The sequence below is a fragment of the Limnobaculum parvum genome, from assembly GCF_003096015.2.
GTDB lineage: Bacteria > Pseudomonadota > Gammaproteobacteria > Enterobacterales > Enterobacteriaceae > Limnobaculum > Limnobaculum parvum.
In genome coordinates this window covers 3136630-3159204 of sequence record NZ_CP029185.2, presented here as the reverse complement: position 1 = coordinate 3159204, position 22575 = coordinate 3136630, and the positions used below count along the sequence as shown (strand labels likewise).

The window sequence follows — 22575 nt, the reverse complement described above, 5'->3', positions numbered from 1 at the left end:
GAGTATTAGTAAATTAACGTATTAGATGATTGATGAGATTTAAGCTGGAGGTTGAGTGTTATGGTTTTTGTATTTTGACACGCTTTTAGGTTTGAATTTTTTTTCACCAGAATATGCCATTGCTTTTCCTTCGGATTTTTCCGAGGTAACGCTGTATTTATCATGTGATTGAAAGGTAGGTATTTTGATGGTTATCACGTCTCGTAATGATAATGAAGGGAGTATATCTGACTATTTATTATGAGAAAATTCGTATTGAATTAATTTCAGAGGAGTCAATTCAGGTCTTTAAAATTAAGAGGAGTCTACTGTTCACAATTTTTCAAGGTTTAATGAGTGCTTTTTGTGGTTTTATTTCAGCATAAGGCAAGGTATTTATTTTATTGATAAAGGTATTCATAAATGAAATTAATGAAGCCCAATATTCTGGCATTGCTTATTGCCACCCTGGCCGCTCCCGCATGGGCAGCTGTCCCTGGCAAACCGTCATTAGATAGTGGTAATGACAAGTTTGCCATTGTCGAAGTCGATCAGAGCGCCGCTGCTTACAAGGATTTGGTCAAGGTTCACGATAGCGCTACCGTTACGGTCGCGTGGAATATCTGGAGTGGCGATACTGGAAAAACTGCTAAAGTGTTGTTTGACGGTAAGGAAGTCTGGAGTGGTTCTGCCGGAAGCAATACAGGAAAAGCGACGTTTGCGGTAAAAAAAGGCGGACGTTATCAGGAACAAGTTGAAATCTGTAATGACAGTGGTTGTACCAAAAGTGACAGCAAGTTAGTGATTGTTGCTGATACTGACGGTAGCCATCTGCTGCCATTAGCGCCAGCGTTGAAAGAAAAAAATAAAGCCTTCAGTAAACATACCGATAAAGTCGTCGGTGCCTACTTTGCTGAATGGGGTGTTTATGGCCGCGAATTCCCGGTAGATAAAATTCCCGCTGCTAACCTAAACCATATTTTGTACGGGTTTATTCCTATCTGTGGCGGTGAGGGCATCAACGATAGCTTGAAAACCATCGAAGGTGGTAACAGCTTTGAAGCATTGAAGCGTTCTTGTGCTGGTCGTCAGGATTTTGAGGTAGCCATTCATGACCCTTGGGCTGCAATTCAAAAACCACAAACCGGCGTTACTGCTTGGGACGACCCCTACAAAGGTAACTTTGGTCAGTTAATGGCGTTGAAACAAGCCTATCCAAATCTGAAAGTATTGCCTTCCATTGGTGGCTGGACGCTTTCTGACCCATTCTTCAAGTTCGGTGATAAAACTAAGCGTGACCGTTTTGTCGCATCGGTTAAAGATTTCCTGAAAACTTGGAAATTCTTTGACGGTGTTGATATCGACTGGGAATTCCCTGGTGGTGGTGGTGAAAATGCCGCCTTGGGTAGTCCAGAAGATAAAGCAACCTATACAGCGTTGATGCGTGAATTACGTGCGATGTTGAGTAGCCTGAGCGCTGAAACAGGTCGTACTTATGAACTAACCTCTGCGATTGGTGTGGGTGGCGATAAGATTGCGAATGTTGATTATGGTACTGCCCAACAGTACATGGATCACATTTTCATGATGAGCTATGACTTCTATGGTGGTTGGAGCATGAACGATCTGGGTCACCAGACTGCGCTTTATGCACCATCTTGGAAGCCTGACACAAATTACACCGTGGATAACGGCCTGAAAGCCATGCTGGCTCAGGGTGTCGATCCGAAAAAACTGGTGGTAGGTGCAGCAATGTATGGTCGTGGTTGGACCGGAGTACATGGTTACACTGCAGGCAATCCGTTTACCGGTACCGCAACCAATAAGGTTAAAGGTACATGGGAAGCGGGTGTTGTTGACTATCGTCAGATCGTTAATGAGTACAAAGGATCTGGCTGGACCTATACCTATGATGCGACTGCCGAAGCACCTTATGTGTTCAACGCTTCAACGGGCGATCTGATCACTTATGATGATGAACGTTCGGTTAAAGCGAAAGGGCAATACGTTCTGGATAAAGGTCTGGGTGGTCTGTTTGCTTGGGAAATTGATGCTGATAACGGCGATATCCTGAATGCAATGAACGAAAGCTTGCTGGGTACCAGTTCTGGCGGCGGCGGTGAAGTTACACCTCCAGCACCGGTTAATCAGCCTCCGGTAGCAACAGCGACGGATCAAAACGTAACGGGACCGGTACAGGTTACTCTGGATGGTTCTGCTTCTATGGATCCAGAAGGTGGTGCATTAACTTATCAGTGGAGCAGAATTTCTGGCCCGACTGTGACGTTAAGCAATGCCAATACCGCAAAAGCCAAGTTTAGCGCACCAGCAGCCACAACGGATCAAACCTATGTGTTCCAGCTGAAAGTGACTGATAACAAAGGCCTGAGTAACACTATTGAAGTTAAAGTAGTGAACAAAGCGCCTAAGCCAAATCAGGCACCGGTGGTTAACCTGACTGATAGCGTTACTATTGTGTCTGGTGAATCCCTTGAACTGCATGCACAAGCGGGCGATCCAGATGGTGATACGCTGACCTATCAATGGACAGTACCGGGAGAACTTTCTCCGGGCGCAACCAATACCGGCGATCTGTCGGTTACTGGACCAACTGTTGCTTCTAACACGACCTATAACGTATCTGTGATGGTTAGTGATGGTAAAACCAGTACTCAAGCCAGTACTCGCGTTACCGTAACGCCTCCTCCGGCTCCGGAACCAACTCCTGAACCAGAGCCAGAACCAACACCAACTCCGAACCCGGATGATGGTACCTCTGGTGGCGGTAGCGGCGGTGGAGCAACAGGTAGCTGTTCTAACCCTGTCGATCCGGCAGCAGCAAGCCAACCAGCGTGGTCAGCCTCTAAGGTTTACAACGGTGGCGAAACTGTGAGCTACAATAATCTGGTATGGAAAGCAAAATACTGGACGCAAAACAACCAGCCTGGCTTTGGCGCCGATCAGTGGGAACTGGTCAGTAAAGTCAAACTGTCATGGCGTGCAGACCTCGTTTATAACGGTGGTGAAACAACCTCCTTCAATGGCTCCGAGTGGAAAGCCAAATGGTGGACTAAGGGTGATGAACCAGGTAAAGGCGATGTTTGGGTTAAACAGGGCGCTTCTGATTGTAAATAATCGTTGAGTCATGAGGCGTGCAATACCAAAAGTATTGCACGCCATTACCCAATGGCTGTTTTACCAATGGCTAAAGAATCATTCTTAATCGGAGCTTTTATTATGAAGATGAAGATGCTATCGAAAGCATTTATGGTGTTGGGCTTATGTGGCATGGCTTCGTCGGCTATGGCACTGGAAGCCTGGAGCGGTCAGGAAGGAAGTGATAATTTTCAGGTCATATATTCCGGTAATGTCTACGCCAATGCTTGGTGGGTAGGGGCAAGTGATTGTCCTGCCAGCTCAATTCAGAATCCTGACAGTAATGCATGGCGTTTTGTTCGGGCAGCTACCGAACCGGAAATAAAACAGCATGGCAATCCGACAACCTGTGATGTCTCTAACGGCGCTGGCGCAGTCGTCTCCCCTGACTTTGATAGTGCGCAAGCCTATACCAAGGGAAGCGTAGTTGCTGCTGCGGGTGCCACCTATAAGGCAACAGCGGACATTACGGCACATACTTTTGAACCAGGAAAACCTAATCCTTGGAAGGCATATACAGCCGCGCCAGCATGGGTTTCTGATAAAATTTATAATGCTGGAGATATCGTTATTGTTAATGGACAGGGCTATCAGGCTTTGTTCTATACCGTCGGCAATAATCCATCCAGTGTTGATAACCAAAGCCCGAACGGCAATAACGGCCGACCATGGGCACCATTAGGTCCGCTGACTAACTTCACCGATCAGGACCTGTCTAAGGCACCAACGCTAAATCTCGAAACCACCTACGCAGCAGGGACATTGGTTAAATATCAAAACGTACCTTATGTTGCTCAATCTCAGGTTCATAAAGTGAAACCTGATGATAAAACCCTGTGGGAGATTTTCATTGATTGGACCGGGACTAAAGAGCGGGTCGGTAAGCCAAATGCGGCATGGCCAAAACATGTTTATGCCCCTTATGTGGACTTTACCCTAAACAGCATTCCAGATATGGCCTCGTTGGCGAAGAGTCAAAATATTACCCACTACACCTTAGCCTTTATTGTGGCTAAAGATGGCAATACCTGTCTGCCAACATGGGGTACGGCCTATAACATTAACGACTATACCCAATACAGAAAGATTAAAGAGCTGCGTGACGCCGGTGGTGACGTGATGGTCTCTATTGGTGGGGCAAACAATACCCCGCTGGCAGCCGCTTGTAAAAACGTAGATGACTTGCAGAAGCAGTACTACGACATTGTTGATAACCTCAATCTTAACGTTCTGGATTTTGACATTGAAGGTAACTGGGTTGCTGATAGCGAGTCGATCCAACGACGCAACGAAGCGGTAAAAAAAGTACAAGATCGCTGGCGTCAAGAAGGTCGTAAAGTGGGGATTTGGTATACCTTACCGATTCTGCCAACCGGCTTAACTCAGGAAGGGATTTATGTGCTGAACGATGCCAAAGCCAAAGGTGTCGATCTGGCGGGTATTAACGTGATGAGTATGGACTACGGTAATAGCATTTGTCAGTCAGCCGGTACCGAAGGTCAGAATATTCATGCTAAGTGCGCCACATCGGCGGTGGATAATCTGTTTACGCAAGTGAAAGCTATTTGGCCTAATAAAGACGATGCTGCGGTGAATGCGATGTTAGGTACAACACCAATGATCGGCTATAACGATGTTCAGGGGGAGGTGTTCTATCTGTCTGATGCAAATGTGGTTTACCAACAGGCGAAAGATCGTAACATCGGCATGATTGGTATTTGGTCCATGTTCCGTGACCAGCCAGGTACTGCTGGATACGTCGGGCCAGAGAATAGCGGGATGACAGCACAACAGGCACCAATATATGCCTACAGTAAAGTCTTTGCCCCATTCACTACGGCCAGTGATGGTCAGCCTGTTCCTCCGGTTACCGGAAATGTGCCTCCGGTTGCTAATGCGGGCATCAGCCAGACGGTCGATGGAACGCAGGCGATTACTCTGGATGGCTCTGGCTCCAGCGATCAGGACGGTGATGCACTGACTTATCAATGGGAGCAGATCGGTGGGCCAGCGGTTACCCTGAAGGGGGCCGATGCGGTGACAGCGACCTTTAATATTGAGCAACCGATACAGCACGCAACTTATAAGTTCCGTCTGACGGTTAAAGATCCAGAGCACAGTGCTTATGCAGATACCACCGTTTCCGTGGTTAACGCAGCGCAACCTATCGCACCAACGATAACATTGGCACCTAGCTGGCAAGTACAGAGTGGTAGTCAAGTTGTGATCACGGCAACGGCAACCGATCCTGATAGTACGGGTAATCAGCTAACTTGGAGTTGGACTATCCCGAGTGAACTGACTCAGGTTACCGGGCAAGGTACTAATACGCTGACGATTACAGCACCATCAGTCACTACCGTGCAGAGCTATCAACTGACGGCACGGGTTATCGATCAAAATAACCTGAGTGCAACGGTCAATACGGCGTTACAGATCAATCCTGTCGCTGTGCCAACACCAACACCGTCAGGGGATTATCAATATGATTATCCGAAAGATATCAGTAAATATACGGCAGGGACTCGTGTGTTAGGGAAAGATGGCAACATTTATGAGTGTAAACCATTCCCGTATTCTGGCTGGTGTAGCCAAGCGGCATGGTCTTATGAGCCGGGTAAGGGCGTTAACTGGAAAGACGCTTGGGATAAACGTTAACTATTGACCAAGACCCGTTATCGTCAGGGTTGGCGATAGCGGGTAAATAGTAAAGCCCTGTACCGGAGAGCCCATAATGAAAATCACAGCTTTCTTTGCATTTATGGCAATCAGTACCACAAGTTATGCTACTTGCTGGGATGAGGCCGCCGGTTACTTCAATATTGACCCTCGTTTGTTGAATGCGATCGCTCAAGTTGAGTCGGGGATGAAGGCTGATGCCTATAATTCCAACAACAATGGCAGCTATGACGTTGGGTTGATGCAAATAAACAGTTCACACTTTTCTCGCTTGAAGAAATTAGGCGTTGATGAACATGTGCTGGTAAACGATCCCTGTATTTCCGTATTGGTAGGGGCTTCTATTTTATCGGAAATGATTGGTCAATATGGTTACACCTGGGAAGCCGTAGGTGCCTACAATGCCGGGATGGGTGAAAAACGTCACGATCTGAGAATGAAATATGCTTATCGGGTATGGCAGCGTTATCAAAAGCTGAAAGAAAGATAATTTTTTAGAACCGTTCTGGTAGTTTGCCAACGAACTGTAATTTTCCATTTTCCATTTTGATGTATTCCCCCTGCTTTAGTGCAGAAAGAATGTTCATAATACGGCTACGGGAAAAATTGGTCCGCTCCTGAATGTAAGTGTAAGCACTGGTATTTTGACGTATTTCATCGGGTTCATGCATCAGTTGTAATAGGTGCAAACAGATAGATTCATAAATGGTTATGCCAGGCAGAGCGTATTCCCGCTCTGTGAGGCTATGAATGAAGTAGGCTTGCAAGTACATTAAGTCCATCAATGCATTGTGCTGAGTTATGCTCTCCAGTGCCACTTCTACCGGTAACATTCCCAACGTAACGTCGGTTTCAGTACGTAAAAAGTAATGACTTTGCATAATACCCAACGCAGTTAATCCCAAGATAGTCGGAGCGTAAGCATTGGTGATTACCATGCCATCTTTATGCCGACATACGGATGCCCCACCTTCTGTTAGTAACACACAAAGGGGTTCATTTTTATTGTTGAGCTGAATATTTCGATACTGCTTATAGGATTTAAAAGAGGCCAGCGGCGTTAAAATCTCTATTAACTTATCAATGTGTTCCTGCGGCTTATTATCGCGTATCTGGATATAACGCATTTTGTTGTCATCTGAATTCATTTTATGCCTTACTTCGTTCAGCTATGATCAACTTAAGCATAAGCAAGAAATGGCAAATTTCACAGGAAACCGGGATGAAAAGCAGCGTACTTACCCTAATTATAGATTTTGTTGTGAAGTTGAACTAAGGAGACCGGACGTTGTGCTTTTTATATTGTCAGGTATTCAGGAGAATTGAATCAAAGGCCACAAAGGAGATGGATACCGGCAGTGGCCTTTTATGATGATCAAACTAAATAATATAGGGTCTGGTTACTATTTAACGTATTGGAATACGGTAATGACCTGTTTAACACCGCTCACTTCACTGGCCACTTTTGCTGCTTCCTGGCCTTGAGCTTCAGTCACTAGACCTAATAGGAATACTTCACCATTTTCAGTCACCACTTTCACGTTGCTGGATTTCACTTTATCGCTGGTCAGCAGCTGTGAGCGAATTTTGGTCGTGATCCAACTATCGCTTGATGCAGTACTGATTTCAACCGGTTTACCTACGCGAACGGCGTTATGAACTTCTTCTGCGCCGTCTACGCCCACCGCGATATTTTTAGCGCGTTCAGCCAGCTCGGCTTTTGGTGTTTGGCCGGTTAACAGAACGCTACCGTGATAGGCAGTCGTGACGATACGGGCTTCTTGCTTAATCTCTTGATCTTTCGCGATCGCATTGCTGACGCGTGCTTCTAATGTCACGTCATCTACCTGCGTTCCTACTGTTCGTGGGTCGGTAGCTGTTTTAGTGGCCATAGCAGCACCACCGGCAACGACAGCCACACAGCCGCTTAGCATGGTGGTACTTAGTAACATAGCCAACACAGTAAGGTTACGGATTTTCATTCAAAAAGCTCCTTCAGTCATCCTGGTGAGGGAATAGTGTGTAATCAATAAGATCGCAAAGGCAGTTGATAATTAGCATATGCATTTCTTGTATGCGAGCCGTCCGGTGTGAGGGAATGCGGATTTCAACATCCTGCAGGCCCAGTAAACCCGCTAATTCACCGCCATCTGAACCTGTGAGAGCGACAATGGTCATATCCCGGGTTACAGCGGCTTCAACGGCTTTGATGATATCACGGCTGTTACCACGGCTTGAGATCGCCACTAAGATATCACCGGCTTGTCCCAAAGCACGTACCTGTTTAGCATAACCTTCATCTTTTACGCCACCATTATTAATGGCAGTGAGGGTGATAGTATCTGCACTTAGGGCTAAAGCAGGTAAGCTGGGGCGCTCAGTCTCAAAACGATGGATTAGCGTGGCAGCAAAGTGCTGAGCATTCGCGGCGGAAGCGCCATTCCCACAGGTCAGCACTTTGTTTCCATTAAGTAAAGATTGAACGATACTTATTGCCGCACGGGATATGGAGTCTGGCAGGGCTTCAGCCGCTGCAATTTGTGTTTGGATGCTTTCGGTAAAACAGCCTTTGATTCTTTCTAACATAGTATAAGTTCTGCTTTCGTTTTGCTTGTTAGGCCGAAGAGGGCTTAAGTATCACCATCGGCATTGAACGCGTTCGGCAACCATTGTAACTGATTTCCAGTAATGGCTAAAACATCGAACCGACAGTTTGTTGTTTCCAGACATAATTGTTGTTGTGCTAGCCAGCGGGAAGCTGCATAAAGCAAGCGTTGCCGTTTATGCCAAGTAATAGAATCGGTGGCGTGACCAAAGCGTGAATTCTGTCGATAGCGCACTTCTACAAATACCAGAATATCACCGTCCTGCATAATCAAGTCCAGTTCGCCACCGCGAAACTTAACGTTAGCGGTGACAAAGCATAAACCCGATCGTTCTAGATGGCGACGCGCTATGGCTTCATAGCGCGTACCAACCTGATAGTGTGTTATTTTACCGGGACCAGTTGTCCCTGGCGGTATTGTATCCATGATAGTTGACGGTGAACCACACAGTTAGAGTCTGCACTGAGTATGCCTGTGGAACCCGTAAGTTTGAAGTCAGGTGACTGACTAATTTCTGAGAAATGGCTCGCAAGTTCCCAAGCATCTGCTCCCATACCGTAAAGGCGAGATTGAGTATAGTCACTGTTGTATTTACTTGCTGCCTGTAAAACTGCCGGAGAAAGTCCTGCCAGCATTGGCGTTTCACTGAACTGTAGGCCTTCCATTTCAAAGCGGAAATCTGGACCAGCACCCGCCTGATAGCTACGAGAGCTTGCGTATAATCCTGCGGATTTAGAGGCTTTGGATATATCCAGCATCGGCTTAATTAATGCCAGTTCAGGTTGAGTGGCGACGATATAGATAGCATCTACCGGGTCGCTGGCGGTGCCGGTTACACCAGATGACAGCGTAATTGGTTGACCATCGGCACTCATTCCACGACCGCCACTTAGCGCTTCTCTGAGCGCTGCTTGGTTAGAAAAGAACTGAACGCGCGCAGTATTACCGCCAAACTGACTCCATTGATCGGCAAAGGCGCGGGCGACGCGATCCCCCAGATTTCCGCTCGGTGCGATAACCAGCGGGGCGGTTTTACCCTGAGCGTTGATATGACGAGCGGCATCAGCGGCTTCATCTTCTGGTGACAGAGCGAAGTAACAAATGTTTGGACGATCTGATAGTTTTTCCGGTTGGTTCAACGCCAGCATATTTAGCATTGATGGCGACTGAGCCAGTTTTTCTACGTCAGTCTTGATTAATGGCCCAACGATAATGGATGCACCCTCTTGCTCTGCTTGAACCAGAAGGTCTGCTATAGGCTTACTGTTGGTATCATAAACTTTGACCGGTGTGCCAGCACCTGTGCTACTCAGTGATTTCGCTGTGTTAAAGCCAGCCTGAATTGCCGGGCTGAACTTGTTATTTGACCCCGTCAGCGGTAGCAATAGTGCAATATTGGTGGTGGTGGTAGTAGTAGTAGAAGCCTCACCCTTTTGTAAACCTAATGCACGAGCCAGTGGTGCCGGTAACATTTTGGATGCTGGATGGCTGCTATAGCGACCCTGCCAGTCTTTAACCGCAGACTGAAGCATATTGTTGTCGGCTCTATTATTCTGATAGGTTTGCAGTAATTCGAGCCATTCACTCAGCGTATTTTCATTTGCATCAACATTCAGTGAGGTGAGCATCGGCATGGTAAACCGGTTTAGCAGGTTCCAAGTCTGGTCGATAACCTTTTGCTTTTCATCTTCTGCGACCAGTGGTTCCAAGCTAATATTGGCGCGTAGTTGAGCAACGGGGTCACGGCCCTGATTTGCCTGTATTTCTACGCGATAGTAGCGGGCTTTCTGCACTTTAGATAAGCTGTTCGAATCAATGTTTTTTAGCCACTGGAACATACCTTTGCTATCCTGTTGCTTTGCAGCAAGCTCGGCACGAAGAAGAAGCCGCTCCTGATCCTGAGCAATTGGCAGCATCTCCGGTAATTCTTGCAGTGTATTCAGCGCTTGTTTGGTGTTATTTTCCATAATCAGCGCCCGAACGGCTAACAGTTTCCAGTTTGCCTGAATATCGCCTTGGCTTTCAGCGGCCTGTTGCAGGTAATAGGATGATTGCTGAGTGAGCTCACCCCGAATACTGTTTGGTGAGTTATTTAAACTTTGGCATCCTACCAAAAACAGCGCAGCCAGTACCACTGGCAGAGCCTGGCTTGCCTTAGTACGCAGGTATGTAATTAAACGCATGCTGTATCCAATTTATTCGTAATTTTAAGATCGTTAATGTTAAACGGCCACCCGGATGAAACCATGAGTCAACACAATCAAGTCGCTATTTTACCCTCAACCCTTTATGTGGTGCCTACACCTATCGGTAACCTTGGTGATATTACTCAAAGAGCACTGGATGTACTGGGTAGTGTCTCCCTCATTGCGGCAGAAGATACCCGACACACGGGTCTGCTGCTACAGCATTTTGCCATTAATGCACAACTTTTTGCACTGCACGATCACAATGAGCAATTTAAGGCAGACATTTTAATCACAAAATTGAAAGATGGACACAGTATAGCGCTTGTTTCTGATGCGGGTACGCCATTAATTAACGACCCAGGCTATCATTTAGTACGTCTCTGTCGAGAAGAAAATATCCGGGTTATCCCATTACCGGGGGCTTGCGCGGCGATTACGGCCATGTCGGCAGCGGGGCTTCCTTCCGATCGTTTTTGTTACGAAGGTTTTTTACCGGCTAAAACTAAAGCGCGTTGTGATGTACTGCGCGATCTGGAAACAGAACCCCGAACGCTGATCTTCTACGAGTCGACACACCGCCTGTTGGATAGCCTACAGGACATGGTTACCGTTTGGGGGCCGCAGCGCTATGTGGTATTGGCTCGGGAACTAACTAAAACCTGGGAAAACATTAATGGTGCACCGGTGGGTGAATTATTGGCTTGGGTCAAAGCCGATGAAGTGCGCCGTAAAGGTGAAATGGTATTAATTGTTGAAGGCTATAAAGCAGAAGATGAGAGTGAGCTTTCTGCGGAGTCGTTGCGTACGCTGGCGCTGTTACAAAAAGAGTTACCGTTGAAAAAGGCGGCGGCTCTGGCTGCTGAAATTCATGGCGTAAAGAAAAATGCGCTATATCGTTATGCGCTGGATCAACAGCAGGGTGAAGAAGAGGACGAGTAGCTTTTTGGTCGTCTTCAGCAGGATTCTGTCAAAGAGTGTTGGTTTGCGTTCTGGCTTATTGTGGCTATCACAGGTATACTCCGCGCCGGAGTCGGCCAGACAGTCGCCGTTTCACCGTAGTCCCTTTGGGGAGACGGGTGGAAGGGAGGAAAGTCCGGGCTCCATAGGGCAGGGTGCCAGGTAACGCCTGGGAGGCGCGAGCCTACGACCAGTGCAACAGAGAGCAAACCGCCGATGGCCCACGCAAGTGGGATCAGGTAAGGGTGAAAGGGTGCGGTAAGAGCGCACCGCGCGGCTGGCAACAGACCGTGGCACGGTAAACTCCACCCGGAGCAAGGCCAAATAGGGGTTCACATGGTACGGCCCGTACTGAACCCGGGTAGGCTGCTTGAGCCAGTGAGCGATTGCTGGCCTAGATGAATGACTGTCCACGACAGAACCCGGCTTAACGGCCGACTCCAATATCTTTTAAAACAAGCGGTTGATGTGTTTTCTCTCGTATCTCAGAGAATGGGATACAGGGTGGGGTACATCAACCGTTGTTGTTTTAGTCAAAACGTTCTTTATAGGTAATTGATAGGGGATGAAGCCTTATATAAAAAAAGACCAGTCAGAAATTCTCAGGCTGATCTTGATTGATAATTAGTAAGCTTTTCTCTGTGTCTAAGAAATTACCACCGAACTTCTGAAGTTGGTAGGAATGTAACTGATTTAGCTCTCTCTTGGAGGTCATATGATACCTGCATACTCAGTGGTATATGAAAGTCTAAAAGAGTATAAAGTTCTGTCCAACCTACATCTTTGTTTAGCCTTTTCCTAGGTGGCAAAGATTTCTCTGGCTCCCCTAATTGACTGTGCATCCATTGCCGTGTCATATCAGCTTGTAATCATTCCGCATAAAGTGCCTTTTTCTTTTCAGGTTATTATTGATAATAAGTTAAATAAATTTAATATAGCGGCGTAATTATGGAAAGCTTAACTATGGCTTATTTAACTAAAACAATAAATTAACTCATTTTAGTGATGTTATTTATATAAATGGATTTCAAGGAATCATAATGAAAAAATTATCTCTTTTAGCATTGATTGTGTTGGCTGTAGCAGGGTGTGCATCTAAATACTCAATTTTGACGAAATATCATATGCGATGTGATGAAATGAATCCGACCGCTGATGCTTTTGTCGGCTATGTTGATTGCATGAATTCACTAGTTAATGCGGATGATAAGGTGAGTCAGGGTAACGGAACCATCAAAATCATGGCAACGGCTAACCAGTATAAGGTGCAAGTTTTAGAGAAAAAAATGACCAGTAAAGCCGCCAAACAGGCTTTTCAGAATAAATATCAAAAATTTACTTTTGCTTCGAATGTGCAACCAACGCCTGACGACGTGGTACCAGCTCCTGCCCCAGTTAAATAACGACACGCGTTTTGATGCCGAACTTATAGCGAGAGTGGTGGTGTAAAGAACCATCAGGATTAGGTTGTGTTATCGGCATTATTTTACGTTGTTATGCAATTGGCTACACCCCATATGTTGGATTCAACGCTGGGGTGTTTTTGTATCAGAGATTACTAAAATTTATACCAGGGTTTTTGGTGTCTTTTTTGATGGGGGGAACGCGATGTATCTCATTGGTTTGAGCATCAGCAACAATAATATTGAGTGCAAGAGCCGCCTCAATGATAAATGGCACAACTTCATCAACCCGCGAGAACGAGATGGCGAGCATTCCCATATCATGATTGAAATTATTGATCATTGGGCCATCAGCCGAAGGGCAGTCATCAACTTCATCATCACTACAATCACATAAGCAGGGGTAACGAGCGGTTAATACTTTATGCAGTTCTAGAAGGATAGGAGATTTTTCTCTTTCATCCATCACCATAATACACTTCTCTGAGCTGAAAGATTTTCTCCCAAGCCTGTTCGTCTGGTTCGGGTAGGGGAACGCAGATTAATTCAACGGTATAGCTCAATTTAAATTACTTCTATTGTTTTGATTCGATAGCGCAGTGAGTTAAGACAATTAATATTAAAACCCGTTTAGTCCATCTTAAAAAGAAAAGAAGGAACACGTTAGTGTTCCTTCTTGAATAGCTTATTATGCCCTAAAGTTACTTATTATCATAAGGTACGGCGGGAACTTCTTCGGAACCGGAAATAATATGATCAGGGTGTAAGAGTTGTTCATCTTTAACAAATCGTGCACTGACGGCACCATAAAAGGTGAATCCTAATATTGTTGCAACACCACCATACATAAGTGCCTGATCGCCTGAGTTGACCAGCGCATAATAACTGTATGCCGCGCCGACTAGAGCGATAGCATTGTTAATCAATGCCTTATGTTTTGGTGTGTGTGCAATAGCCTGAATGGTCACTAACGCGGCCATAGACAGAATATAAGGAATAAGATTCGTTACTACCGATAAATCGACGATTGCCGAAAATTGTGCAGAGACTCCCGGATTAGAGATATCGGTTTGGGTTAACCAGCCAAGACGAGTTCCATCTTTGCTAAGCGGGATAGAAAACCAGCTCAGAATCGATTGAACAAAGAGCAATATTATCATCCCGACTATTGGCGTACCGGATTTAGTGGATTTTGAGAATACTTTCATGAAGTAGCCGACATCAGCGGCACTTTTGAATACTTGAGCGGTAGTAAATTGCCAACCTAATAGCGATCCAATACAAGCTATTACCATTAATCCGGTAATGATATTACCCACTTCAGGGGTAAACATCATCGCGAATGCCAGACCAAAAGGTGCATCAGAGTTCGCTAACTGCATATTAGGAACAATACCGCCAATAACATTAGTTGAGACGATATAGATAATCGCTGAGCCTATGGTGCCAAACAACACTGCGATCGGAACGTTTTTTTGTGGATTATCTACTGCATCACAGTTAGCACAGGCTGATTCCAGCCCTAAAAAGGCCCACAGTGTGATAGCAACCGACGATCCTGCTGCTTCAAGCAGCGTTTTATGGTGCGGGTTCCAGCCAGCCGCGTAAATTTTCGGATCAAACCAGAACCAGCCAATGGTTGAAATCACGACAACGGGAGCAATGACTCCCCAAACGGTAATTCCCCCCAGCTTACCTGTGATACTTGCACCACCAAAGTTAGCAATGGTCGTTAACCAAAGTAATCCAATCGTCATCATGCCGATTTGTAGTGGATTGGGGTTGATATGAAATAACCCGTTGATATAGCCCACAGCCGTAATCGCAATGGCCACGTTACCAATAACAATGGCCACGCCATAGGTATAGTTGGCGATATAATTACCGGCTTTGCCGAAAGCATATTCAGCATAGCCTCCCATACCTCCGGGTTTATTGCTTATTGTTCCACAGCAAGCAAATGCCCAAGCTAATGCTATCGAACCCGTTGCAGTAATTAACCATGAAACGATGGAAATATTACCTACATCTGCCAGCTTAGTCGGTAGAAGAATGATACCCGAACCTAGCATATTAATTGCAGTTAACATGGTTAACTGAACAACACCCATCTTTTTAACACTCATAATAAATCTATCTCCATAATAATTCGCACTATCTTTTTATTTCGCACTACGCTTTAAGGCACTGAACAAAATAGTCGCCATCAATATTTTCGACACCGTGAATATCATGAGTAAAATCAGGAAACCTCCGATCCCATTCCTGCAATATCTGTAAGTAACGGATATAAGGGCTATCTTTACCGCCGGCGCTTTCGCCAGGCATTATCATCGGGATTCCTGGTGGATAAGGAACTACGCCGGTGGCCAAAACACGGCCGTGTAAGTCATCAATGCGAACGGAATCAATTTCGTTATGCACTAATTTCACATAGGCATCTGCAGGCGTCATGACGGGTTGTGGAAGGGTAGAAAACGCTTGTGCTTGTATTGCCAGAGTCTGGCTATCTTTCATCATGCTAAACATAGCGTCCGATAAAGTTTTTAGCCCCATATTTGCATAACATGCTGGCGTGTCACTGTTATGCGCATACAATACTTCACTGACTAAGATGTTGTTATCGTAGGCTTCTTTAAAGCGTAATAGCGCATTGACTAGCGTACCGTATTTTCCTCTGGTTACGCCTAATGAGAATAAAAATAGGATGGTAAAGTCGGTTGTTTTTTCAACCTGAATGCCACGTTGGCTTAAAAATGCCGTGACTAACGTTGCCGGAATGCCAAACTCCTCCATTGAACCATCGTTAGCCACGCCGGGCATCACTACGGAAACTTTGATCGGGTCGAGCATGCAGTAGTTATCTTCAATACCTTTAAATCCGTGCCAGCTATCCTGAGGATTCAGCTTCCAGCAGGAGGTATTCGTCACCAGTAATTCATCAGGGGCATCTTCAAATGCGATGCGTTCGCCAGTGCTAGGGTCTGTCACATAATCAGCATTCCAGGTTGAGAAAAACCAATCTTGCTCTTTGTGTGCCTGACGTTTAATTTTTCGAACGGCCTTTCTGAAACTGACCGCTTCAGTAATAGATTCTGTAGTTAGCGCTAACCCACTGACTCCACTCATCATTTTTGCGGATACTTCATTAGACATAATAATAGGATAAAGAGGCGAGGTTGAGGCGTGCATCATATAAGATTCATTAAAACGCTCATGCGGCACCGGATTACGCCCATCACGTACACCAATTAATGAAGCCTGAGACAACGCAGCTAACAGCTTATGTGTTGAGGTCGTCGTAAAAATAGTTGGTTTATCTTTCGGATAATCTTTTGGATCGCCGAACATACCAAAGTGATCGTGATAGATTGGATTGAAGCGCGCATAACCGTACCATGCTTCATCAAAGTGGATGCGGTCTACACTGGCATCCAGTAAATCGATGACGGTGGGTACATGGTAAATTAATCCATCATAGGTTGAGTTAGTGATAATGACATGTGTTGCTTTCTTATTTTTATCATTCGCTAACGGATTATTCTTGATTGATTCTTTGACCGCACTTTCATGCAAATGCTGGGCATAAATTGGCCCAATCATGCCCAAATTATTGCGGGATGGTATTAAATAGGTTGGAATAACCCCGGTCATGGTGAGCGCTTGTTCTGTTGATTTATGGGCATTACGGTCACATAGCGCATAGTCATTACGTGCCACAGAAGACATCAGAATGACGCGGTTAGACATGGAAGAACCATTCGTCACGGTATAAGCGCGATCGGCACCAAATACCTTAGCACAGAATTTTTCGCTTTCTCCAATTGGGCCACTGTGGTCAAGTAAAGAGCCCAACTCACCAACAGAAATAGATAAATCAGAACGTAATAGGTTTTCACCAAAATAGTCATGAAAAACCCGGCCTACGGGGGATTTTAGAAAAGCGGTCCCACCCGTATGCCCAGGTGTATGCCATGAATATTCATACTTTTCAGCAAACCCCATAATTGCTTTGGTTAACGGTGGCGCAATGCTTTCGCGGTAACGTAAAATAGCTGAATAAATACGGCCAGAAATAAAGAAAGCCGTATCTTCAAGTAACCAAATCAACTCATCTGTTTGACGCATAACATCAGCCGTTAAGTGTGTAGAGTTATTACGTTCTATCATTAAGAAAATCGGGATATCCGTGTTGCGAGAACGAATACTTTTTATCATATCTCTGGCTTTCTGATTGTTTTCATCGTCGTTTTGTAACATCCAGTTCATCACAACACACTGAATGGTTGAATCAGCAAGCACTATTGAACAGGCATCATCAAAGTCACCCGAACAGGTAACATTGATTCCTCGCTTGTTTAAATCTAAAACAAGCGTTTGGACTGCACGGTTTATCGCCGTAGGTTGAGGAGTATCAGCATGTATCATTAAAACATTTAGCCCGACTAATCTTTCACTAGAAATTTCCATTCTGATCTCCATAGTTTGATAAAACATATTTATTGCATGTATGAATATAAGAGTATTTCACTACAACGAATGGTGGGGCTGATTTTTATATTTACTTTCCTGAGATATTAGCAAATATAATTTACTGATTGATGACTGATGTGTTGCGATATAACGGTATTCAAGCATACGTTTTAACATGAGCATTTTTTATTAGCGTCAATAAAAAAATGAATGTTACTTACTAGAAATTAAGAGCGAGTATAAGTCGGAAGTCATATATCCAGAACTAGTAGTCTCTTGATAAAATTGGACTAGATATAAATTGTATCATTCTTTGTATTTGATATTGTTGCGAATTCTAAATGAGGGTTTTAGAGTGAGTAGATTATGAACTACTATTTCTACCTTACCTTTATTTCAGCGGCTAAAAATAGATAAAAAAACACCGGGCTTTTCCCCCGGTGTTTCCACAGCGATAAATTTAGTCAATCTGTATCCGACTATGCCCCCGTCGGTACATCATGAGCGGTATTTTTAAGCACCGGCCCGGTATATTTCTCAATGTCTAACTGGGCCATTTGACCGCAGTTACCTTGTGCCAAACTGGATGAACCAATATCAAAGGTCAGGCAGTTGACGTTACCGTTTTTACACAAGGATTTATCCTCATCAGGATTAGCCGGATCGAACCAGGCTCCTTCACTGATACGGACTACACCACTGCGGATATCTTCACTGACGATAGCCCCCACCAGAATTTGCCCTCGGTCGTTAAATGCTCGAACCAGATCGCCATTTTTGATGCCGCGTTTCTCGGCGTCCTGCGGATTAATCATGATGGCTTCTCGATCGGCTACCGCATGCTTATCGCGCAGCGGGGTGTTATCCAACTGGGAATGCAGCCGATTGGTGGCATGGGCGGTATTGAGGGAGAGTGGATACTTTTCCGCTATTTCCGCTTTATACCACTCGTGCGGCGGCATCCAGCTTGGATAGCCTTTACAGTCCGAATAATTCATTTTGGCGATGGTATCAGAGAAGATCTCAATCTTACCCGATGGCGTACCCAGAGGATTCAACAGTGGATTTTCCCGGAAATCGGCAAAACGCACCCATTGAGTATTGGCTTCCGGCACCGGGAAGCGCACGTAGTTGTTGGAGGCCCAGAACATATCAAACGGCGGTAGGGCAACCCGGGCATTGCGGGCTTGCAGTTTCATATCGTCATACATGCCTTTCAGCCACTGGGTTTCGTCTTTTCCTGCGGTAAAGGCATCGTGTACCCCCAGTCGTTCGGCTAAACCGGCAAAAATATCGAAGTCATTGCGTGCCTCAAACTGTGGCGGTACGCATTGATGCATTGGGAACACATACAGTTGAGAGTAGTCGCCGCCCATCTCCAAGTCGTTACGCTCGTAGCTGGTGGTAACCGGTAGTACAATATCTGCATGTTTCGCGGTGGCGGTCCAGTAAGGTTCATTCACCACGACCGTTTCTGCATGACCGTAGGCTTTACGCAGGTTATTGGTATCCTGATGCTGGTGGAATGGGTTACCACCGGAAACATAGATCATTTTTACTTCGGGATAGGTCACCTTATTGCCGTTGAAATCAACGGTTTTTCCAGGGCTGGTTAAACACTCGGCAATGCGCGCTACCGGAATAGGCGTCGGTGAGTTCTTTGGTGCTTTACCCGCAGAGATACCCGCCACAATACCGCCTTTAGCCGTTGGGCTACCGCCGGAAGAGTAGTGATAGCTAAAGCCAAAGCCGCCACCTGGCAACCCAATTTGCCCCAGCATAGAGGCGACAGTCACCAGCATCCAGTGAGGCTGTTCACCATGATGCTGGCGTTGTATGCCCCAACCTCCCATAATCATGGTGCGGTTTTTAGCCATATCGCGGGCTAACTGACGTAAGGTATCCGCTTTAATACCGCAAATGGCTTCAGCCCACTCGGCGGTTTTTTCTTCACCATCGGTTTTTCCCATCAGGTATTGCTCAAACTTATCGAAACCAACGGTATAGGTTTTGATAAAGTCCGGATTGTGCAATTTTTCCGTCAGTAGCGTGTGGGCAATACCCAACAACATGGCGCTGTCGGTATAAGGATGAGGCGCAATCCACTCGGCATTAACAAATTTAGCACTGTCGTTATGCACCGGATCGATACTGATAATGCGGGTGCCTTTCTTTTTCAGCGCTTCGAATCCTGTCTGACCGTAGTGATCCGGTACGTTCCAACTGTTCTTCAGGGTCACCATTGGGTTACAGCCCCACATGACAACCAGTTGGGTGTTTTCAATCACATTTGGCCAGGCGGTCTGCTGCTCATACACCTCCATTGAACCCACAACGTGGGTCATGATCACTTGCGCTGCACCGGTTGAGTAGTCACCGGCATAACCCAAGAAGCCACCGCTCAGGTTCATCAAGCGCTGTAGTAATGTTCGTGCGTTGTGAAGCAGCCCGACGCTTTTCCAGCCGTAAGAACCGGCATAGATTGACTGTGGACCAAACTCTTTTTGCAGGCGAGCAATTTGTCCACTGACTAAATCCAGCGCTTTGTCCCAACTCACCCGCACCCATTCATCGCTACCGCGTAGTTCCGGGTGGCTGCCTGGGCCATGTTCCAGCCAGCTTTTACGTACCATCGGGTATTTGATACGGTTTTTGGCATGAACCTGATACGGAGCCATAGTGACCAGCTCATTAGGGTAGGGATCATCACTCACCGGCTGAACGCCAACCATCTTGCCATTTTCTACGATGGCTTCAAATGCGCCCCAGTGGGCTGCAGTGAGAATACCTTTTTGGGCCTGACGCAAAACAACAAACTGCGGTAAGGCCTGACTGATAGCTTCTGCCAGAGCCGATTTCGGCCACAAACCACTCAGTAGCGGGACCGCCGCCATGGCGCTGGTACCCAGTAAAAAGCGGCGGCGGCTGAGTTTCAGCGGCTGTTGTTCAAACACGGACAGCTCATCAATGTGGCGATCTTCAGAATCATATTTTTTCATTTCTTTTATTCCTTAAGATTTAGCCGGTTGAGCGCTTTGCATATCGCTGGCATGTTTCTGAACGTATTGGGTCAACAGGCGTAATTGTTCCTCGGTCAGAGACGTTCTCGGCGCCATTCCTTTCACGACCCCAATCCACTGGTTGGCATTGAAACGGTCGAGCGCAGTTAAACCGTGACAGCCTGTGCAGTTGGTGGACATCATGGTAGAGGCGTACTGCCAGATTTTTTCCTGATCGTCGATTAACTGGTTTTTAGCTACCCAAACCTGAATGGCCGCCTGATGCCATACCAAACCGGTTTCCGGGTCAGTTACGGAGCTTTGTGTTTTCAGGCTGGTACGGGCTTCATCACCCAGTAATACGCTGAGAATACGTTTACCCTCTGCGGCATACAGCACCTCATTCACTCCGTCCTGCTGCCAGCCGGTGACGTTAACCAGTACGCGATCGCCATCACGTTTGACAACGCTCACTTCGGTAGATGGCATCAGGTTACCGGCATTATGTTGCTCACCAGGTTGTAAGTAGAAAGGCTGAGTTCCAATGGTGTAGAGCTTAGTGGCGCTTTCCGGCGTTTTCGCGGCAGCGTCAGACAGTTCGGAAGCACTGGCAGCGGCAAGAGAACTCATATCTGGCAGGATATGGGCGACCCCTTTATGACAACTGATACAGGTTTGTCCTTCTTTAATAGCAACCGGATGCTGTATACGGGCTTCTGGTTTTTGGGCAACGATATCCATGGCATCGAAGCTATGACAGGAGCGGCAGGTGGCTGAGTTATTGGCTTCAAACTCTTTCCAGACTTTTTGGGCCATCTCCAGCTTGTGGGCGTTATATTTTTCTGGCGTATCGATTTTTCCGGTCATTTCACCGTAAACATCTTTTAAGGCTGCGACTTTGGTCAGAAGATAATCGACCGGTTGATGAGGAACATGACAATCAGAACATTCAGCCCGAATACCTTTAGTATTCTGAAAGTGTACGCTGCCCTGATACTCCGCCAATGGCTGCTGCATGGTATGACAGGATACGCAGAATGCGGTATCGCTGGTTTTATGCATTACATATGCAGAGCCGCCCAATAAAACCGCACCAAGAATAATGCCTATGATTAATATCCATAGCACACTCCATTTGCGGCGTTTCGCCGATGGATCGTTTGAATTTTTCATTGCTCGCCTGCTTTTTTGATTATGTCTTAATAAAAGAGAAATTATCCAGGTCTCACCACCTCGGAAATGACGGAAAGGGAACGTAATAGCTCTCCGATAAGCTAAAGTGTAGACCATAATTTTCGAAGGGAATTGGCATGATAACCCTATTGTGTGGGTATGGCGAGAAAATAGACAATTTCAATATCAAGGGAACAAAAAACAAGCAAAAACAGAAGGAACCGATGAGAAAATAAGTAACCGCCATTCTGGAAGAGAGTAGTGGTTAACGATAGGGGAGCTGAATAATGTAATGAAATGATTATTCAAATCTAAGGTTTGATATTGCAACTAAACGAAACGATACGCGCAGTATTGACCATTATGGATAACCTCTGGAGCTATCCATAATGGCAGGATTCAATATTATTCTTTTTCTTCTGTTTCGTTAAAGAAACTATGTTCTACCGGTTGGTTTTCGGTATCACGTACATTCTTCTGTACCGCGATGGCGCCAAATAAACTAAGAAAGAACGCAAGTCCGTAGAAGCCTTTTTCACTGAGCAGTAATGTAGCATTCCACAACCCGATCGCGAGCAGCAATACAGAGATGATAAACGCAATAACACACATTGAGTAATACAGATTAGTGGTTGGGATAGATTCTAATTTATCACGAACTGTTTTTTGTAGGGAGATTGCAGCAAATAAGCCTAGAATCAGAACAGAAAAGTAATATCCTTTTTCATTGAGTTCCATTTGTGCATTCCATAAGCCAAGCAGATATACAGCTACTCCACCAAGAAGTGCAATCCATGAAACTATACTGAATGCGGAAGATATTCCTGTAGTCTTTCGTTCCATTGTAAGAACCTTGATTAATAAATAGAAATTTGAGTGATCATTAATATCATAATAAAATGCTCACGCAAATCTTATTGTTTCTTCATCAAAGAACGGTGTCTTTAGCTGTGGTGTTGAT

Annotated in this window: 16 protein-coding genes, 1 other RNA gene and 1 pseudogene; 6 read left to right on the top strand and 12 right to left on the bottom strand. The window is 45.7% G+C overall.

The genetic code is table 11. The features are described 5' to 3' along the window. The first annotated feature begins 402 nt into the window (after positions 1-402). The 3 genes from HYN51_RS13150 to iagB all read left to right on the top strand — a co-directional run bounded on the left by HYN51_RS13150 (position 403) and on the right by iagB (position 6304). Positions 403-3114 carry a glycosyl hydrolase family 18 protein gene (locus tag HYN51_RS13150; protein ID WP_108900438.1) on the top strand — a complete coding sequence of 904 codons (2712 nt, stop codon included), beginning with the start codon at positions 403-405 and terminating at the stop codon, positions 3112-3114. A gap of 102 nt (positions 3115-3216) precedes the next feature. Further along, complete coding sequence (locus tag HYN51_RS16750; RefSeq protein WP_108902070.1) at positions 3217-5793, top strand: PKD domain-containing protein; 2577 nt, start codon at positions 3217-3219, stop codon at positions 5791-5793. A gap of 76 nt (positions 5794-5869) precedes the next feature. Continuing rightward, positions 5870-6304 carry a type III secretion system invasion protein IagB gene (iagB, locus tag HYN51_RS13140; protein WP_108900437.1) on the top strand — a complete coding sequence of 145 codons (435 nt, stop codon included), beginning with the start codon at positions 5870-5872 and terminating at the stop codon, positions 6302-6304. A gap of 4 nt (positions 6305-6308) precedes the next feature. Here iagB and HYN51_RS13135 read toward each other — a convergent pair whose 3' ends face one another. The 5 genes from HYN51_RS13135 to HYN51_RS13115 all read right to left on the bottom strand — a co-directional run bounded on the left by HYN51_RS13135 (position 6309) and on the right by HYN51_RS13115 (position 10603). Next, the gene (locus HYN51_RS13135; protein WP_108900436.1) at positions 6309-6962 is read right to left on the bottom strand and encodes a winged helix-turn-helix transcriptional regulator; all 654 of its coding nucleotides are present in this window, start codon (positions 6960-6962) and stop codon (positions 6309-6311) included. Between the two features lie 255 nt (positions 6963-7217). Beyond that, on the bottom strand, positions 7218-7796 hold the full coding sequence (gene dolP / locus HYN51_RS13130) for a division/outer membrane stress-associated lipid-binding lipoprotein (protein WP_108900435.1): 579 nt from the start codon (positions 7794-7796) through the stop codon (positions 7218-7220). 13 nt (positions 7797-7809) lie between these two features. Then, a complete protein-coding gene (gene diaA, locus HYN51_RS13125; RefSeq protein ID WP_108900434.1) occupies positions 7810-8400 on the bottom strand; it encodes a DnaA initiator-associating protein DiaA in 591 nt (196 codons plus the stop codon). 44 nt (positions 8401-8444) lie between these two features. After that, positions 8445-8846 carry a YraN family protein gene (locus tag HYN51_RS13120; protein ID WP_108902069.1) on the bottom strand — a complete coding sequence of 134 codons (402 nt, stop codon included), beginning with the start codon at positions 8844-8846 and terminating at the stop codon, positions 8445-8447. Then, positions 8804-10603 (bottom strand): penicillin-binding protein activator, encoded by a 1800-nt coding sequence (locus tag HYN51_RS13115; RefSeq protein WP_108900433.1) that lies wholly within the window; start codon positions 10601-10603, stop codon positions 8804-8806. Before HYN51_RS13115 ends, HYN51_RS13120 begins: the two co-directional genes overlap by 43 nt. A gap of 63 nt (positions 10604-10666) precedes the next feature. Between HYN51_RS13115 and rsmI the strand changes: the two genes are divergently transcribed. Both rsmI and rnpB read left to right on the top strand, forming a co-directional pair. After that, positions 10667-11548, top strand: a complete 882-nt coding sequence (gene rsmI / locus HYN51_RS13110) for a 16S rRNA (cytidine(1402)-2'-O)-methyltransferase (protein WP_108900432.1) — start codon at positions 10667-10669, stop codon at positions 11546-11548. 87 nt (positions 11549-11635) lie between these two features. After that, positions 11636-12012, top strand: an RNA gene (gene rnpB / locus HYN51_RS13105) — RNase P RNA component class A. Positions 12013-12219: 207 nt separating this feature from the next. Here the strand turns inward: rnpB and HYN51_RS16645 are convergent. After that, positions 12220-12423, bottom strand: a pseudogene (locus HYN51_RS16645) (DUF6392 family protein); the annotation flags it as partial. Between the two features lie 183 nt (positions 12424-12606). Between HYN51_RS16645 and HYN51_RS13095 the strand changes: the two are divergent. Continuing rightward, positions 12607-12969, top strand: a complete 363-nt coding sequence (locus HYN51_RS13095) for a hypothetical protein (RefSeq protein ID WP_108900431.1) — start codon at positions 12607-12609, stop codon at positions 12967-12969. A 145-nt stretch (positions 12970-13114) separates the two neighbouring features. Here the strand turns inward: HYN51_RS13095 and HYN51_RS13090 are convergent, their stop codons facing one another. The 6 genes from HYN51_RS13090 to yiaA form a co-directional block, all read right to left on the bottom strand. Further along, entirely contained in the window at positions 13115-13441 is a 327-nt protein-coding gene (locus tag HYN51_RS13090) for a hypothetical protein (protein WP_108900430.1), read from the bottom strand. A gap of 229 nt (positions 13442-13670) precedes the next feature. Next, positions 13671-15095 (bottom strand): putrescine-ornithine antiporter, encoded by a 1425-nt coding sequence (potE, locus tag HYN51_RS13085; RefSeq protein ID WP_108900429.1) that lies wholly within the window; start codon positions 15093-15095, stop codon positions 13671-13673. A 46-nt stretch (positions 15096-15141) separates the two neighbouring features. After that, positions 15142-17439 (bottom strand): Orn/Lys/Arg family decarboxylase, encoded by a 2298-nt coding sequence (locus HYN51_RS13080; protein ID WP_108900428.1) that lies wholly within the window; start codon positions 17437-17439, stop codon positions 15142-15144. A gap of 482 nt (positions 17440-17921) precedes the next feature. Further along, positions 17922-20402: a trimethylamine-N-oxide reductase TorA gene (gene torA / locus HYN51_RS13075; RefSeq protein WP_108902068.1), complete on the bottom strand. Its 2481-nt coding sequence runs from the start codon at positions 20400-20402 to the stop codon at positions 17922-17924. 51 nt (positions 20403-20453) lie between these two features. Further along, complete coding sequence (locus HYN51_RS13070; protein ID WP_108900427.1) at positions 20454-21614, bottom strand: NapC/NirT family cytochrome c; 1161 nt, start codon at positions 21612-21614, stop codon at positions 20454-20456. 405 nt (positions 21615-22019) lie between these two features. Then, complete coding sequence (yiaA, locus tag HYN51_RS13065) at positions 22020-22457, bottom strand: inner membrane protein YiaA (protein ID WP_108900426.1); 438 nt, start codon at positions 22455-22457, stop codon at positions 22020-22022. Between the last annotated feature and the right edge of the window lie 118 nt (positions 22458-22575).

What these genes read in the sequence shown, in the direction of transcription:
- rsmI (WP_108900432.1), top strand. Translation starts at nt 10,667, where the DNA reads ATGAGTCAACACAATCAAGTCGCTATTTTACCCTCAACCCTTTATGTG.
- yiaA (WP_108900426.1), bottom strand. Translation starts at nt 22,457, where the DNA reads ATGGAACGAAAGACTACAGGAATATCTTCCGCATTCAGTATAGTTTCA.
- HYN51_RS13115 (WP_108900433.1), bottom strand. Translation starts at nt 10,603, where the DNA reads ATGCGTTTAATTACATACCTGCGTACTAAGGCAAGCCAGGCTCTGCCA.
- iagB (WP_108900437.1), top strand. Translation starts at nt 5,870, where the DNA reads ATGAAAATCACAGCTTTCTTTGCATTTATGGCAATCAGTACCACAAGT.
- potE (WP_108900429.1), bottom strand. Translation starts at nt 15,095, where the DNA reads ATGAGTGTTAAAAAGATGGGTGTTGTTCAGTTAACCATGTTAACTGCA.
- HYN51_RS16750 (WP_108902070.1), top strand. Translation starts at nt 3,217, where the DNA reads ATGAAGATGAAGATGCTATCGAAAGCATTTATGGTGTTGGGCTTATGT.
- HYN51_RS13090 (WP_108900430.1), bottom strand. Translation starts at nt 13,441, where the DNA reads ATGGTGATGGATGAAAGAGAAAAATCTCCTATCCTTCTAGAACTGCAT.
- HYN51_RS13120 (WP_108902069.1), bottom strand. Translation starts at nt 8,846, where the DNA reads ATGGATACAATACCGCCAGGGACAACTGGTCCCGGTAAAATAACACAC.
- HYN51_RS13080 (WP_108900428.1), bottom strand. Translation starts at nt 17,439, where the DNA reads ATGGAAATTTCTAGTGAAAGATTAGTCGGGCTAAATGTTTTAATGATA.
- HYN51_RS13095 (WP_108900431.1), top strand. Translation starts at nt 12,607, where the DNA reads ATGAAAAAATTATCTCTTTTAGCATTGATTGTGTTGGCTGTAGCAGGG.
- HYN51_RS13070 (WP_108900427.1), bottom strand. Translation starts at nt 21,614, where the DNA reads ATGAAAAATTCAAACGATCCATCGGCGAAACGCCGCAAATGGAGTGTG.
- dolP (WP_108900435.1), bottom strand. Translation starts at nt 7,796, where the DNA reads ATGAAAATCCGTAACCTTACTGTGTTGGCTATGTTACTAAGTACCACC.
- HYN51_RS13150 (WP_108900438.1), top strand. Translation starts at nt 403, where the DNA reads ATGAAATTAATGAAGCCCAATATTCTGGCATTGCTTATTGCCACCCTG.
- HYN51_RS13135 (WP_108900436.1), bottom strand. Translation starts at nt 6,962, where the DNA reads ATGAATTCAGATGACAACAAAATGCGTTATATCCAGATACGCGATAAT.
- diaA (WP_108900434.1), bottom strand. Translation starts at nt 8,400, where the DNA reads ATGTTAGAAAGAATCAAAGGCTGTTTTACCGAAAGCATCCAAACACAA.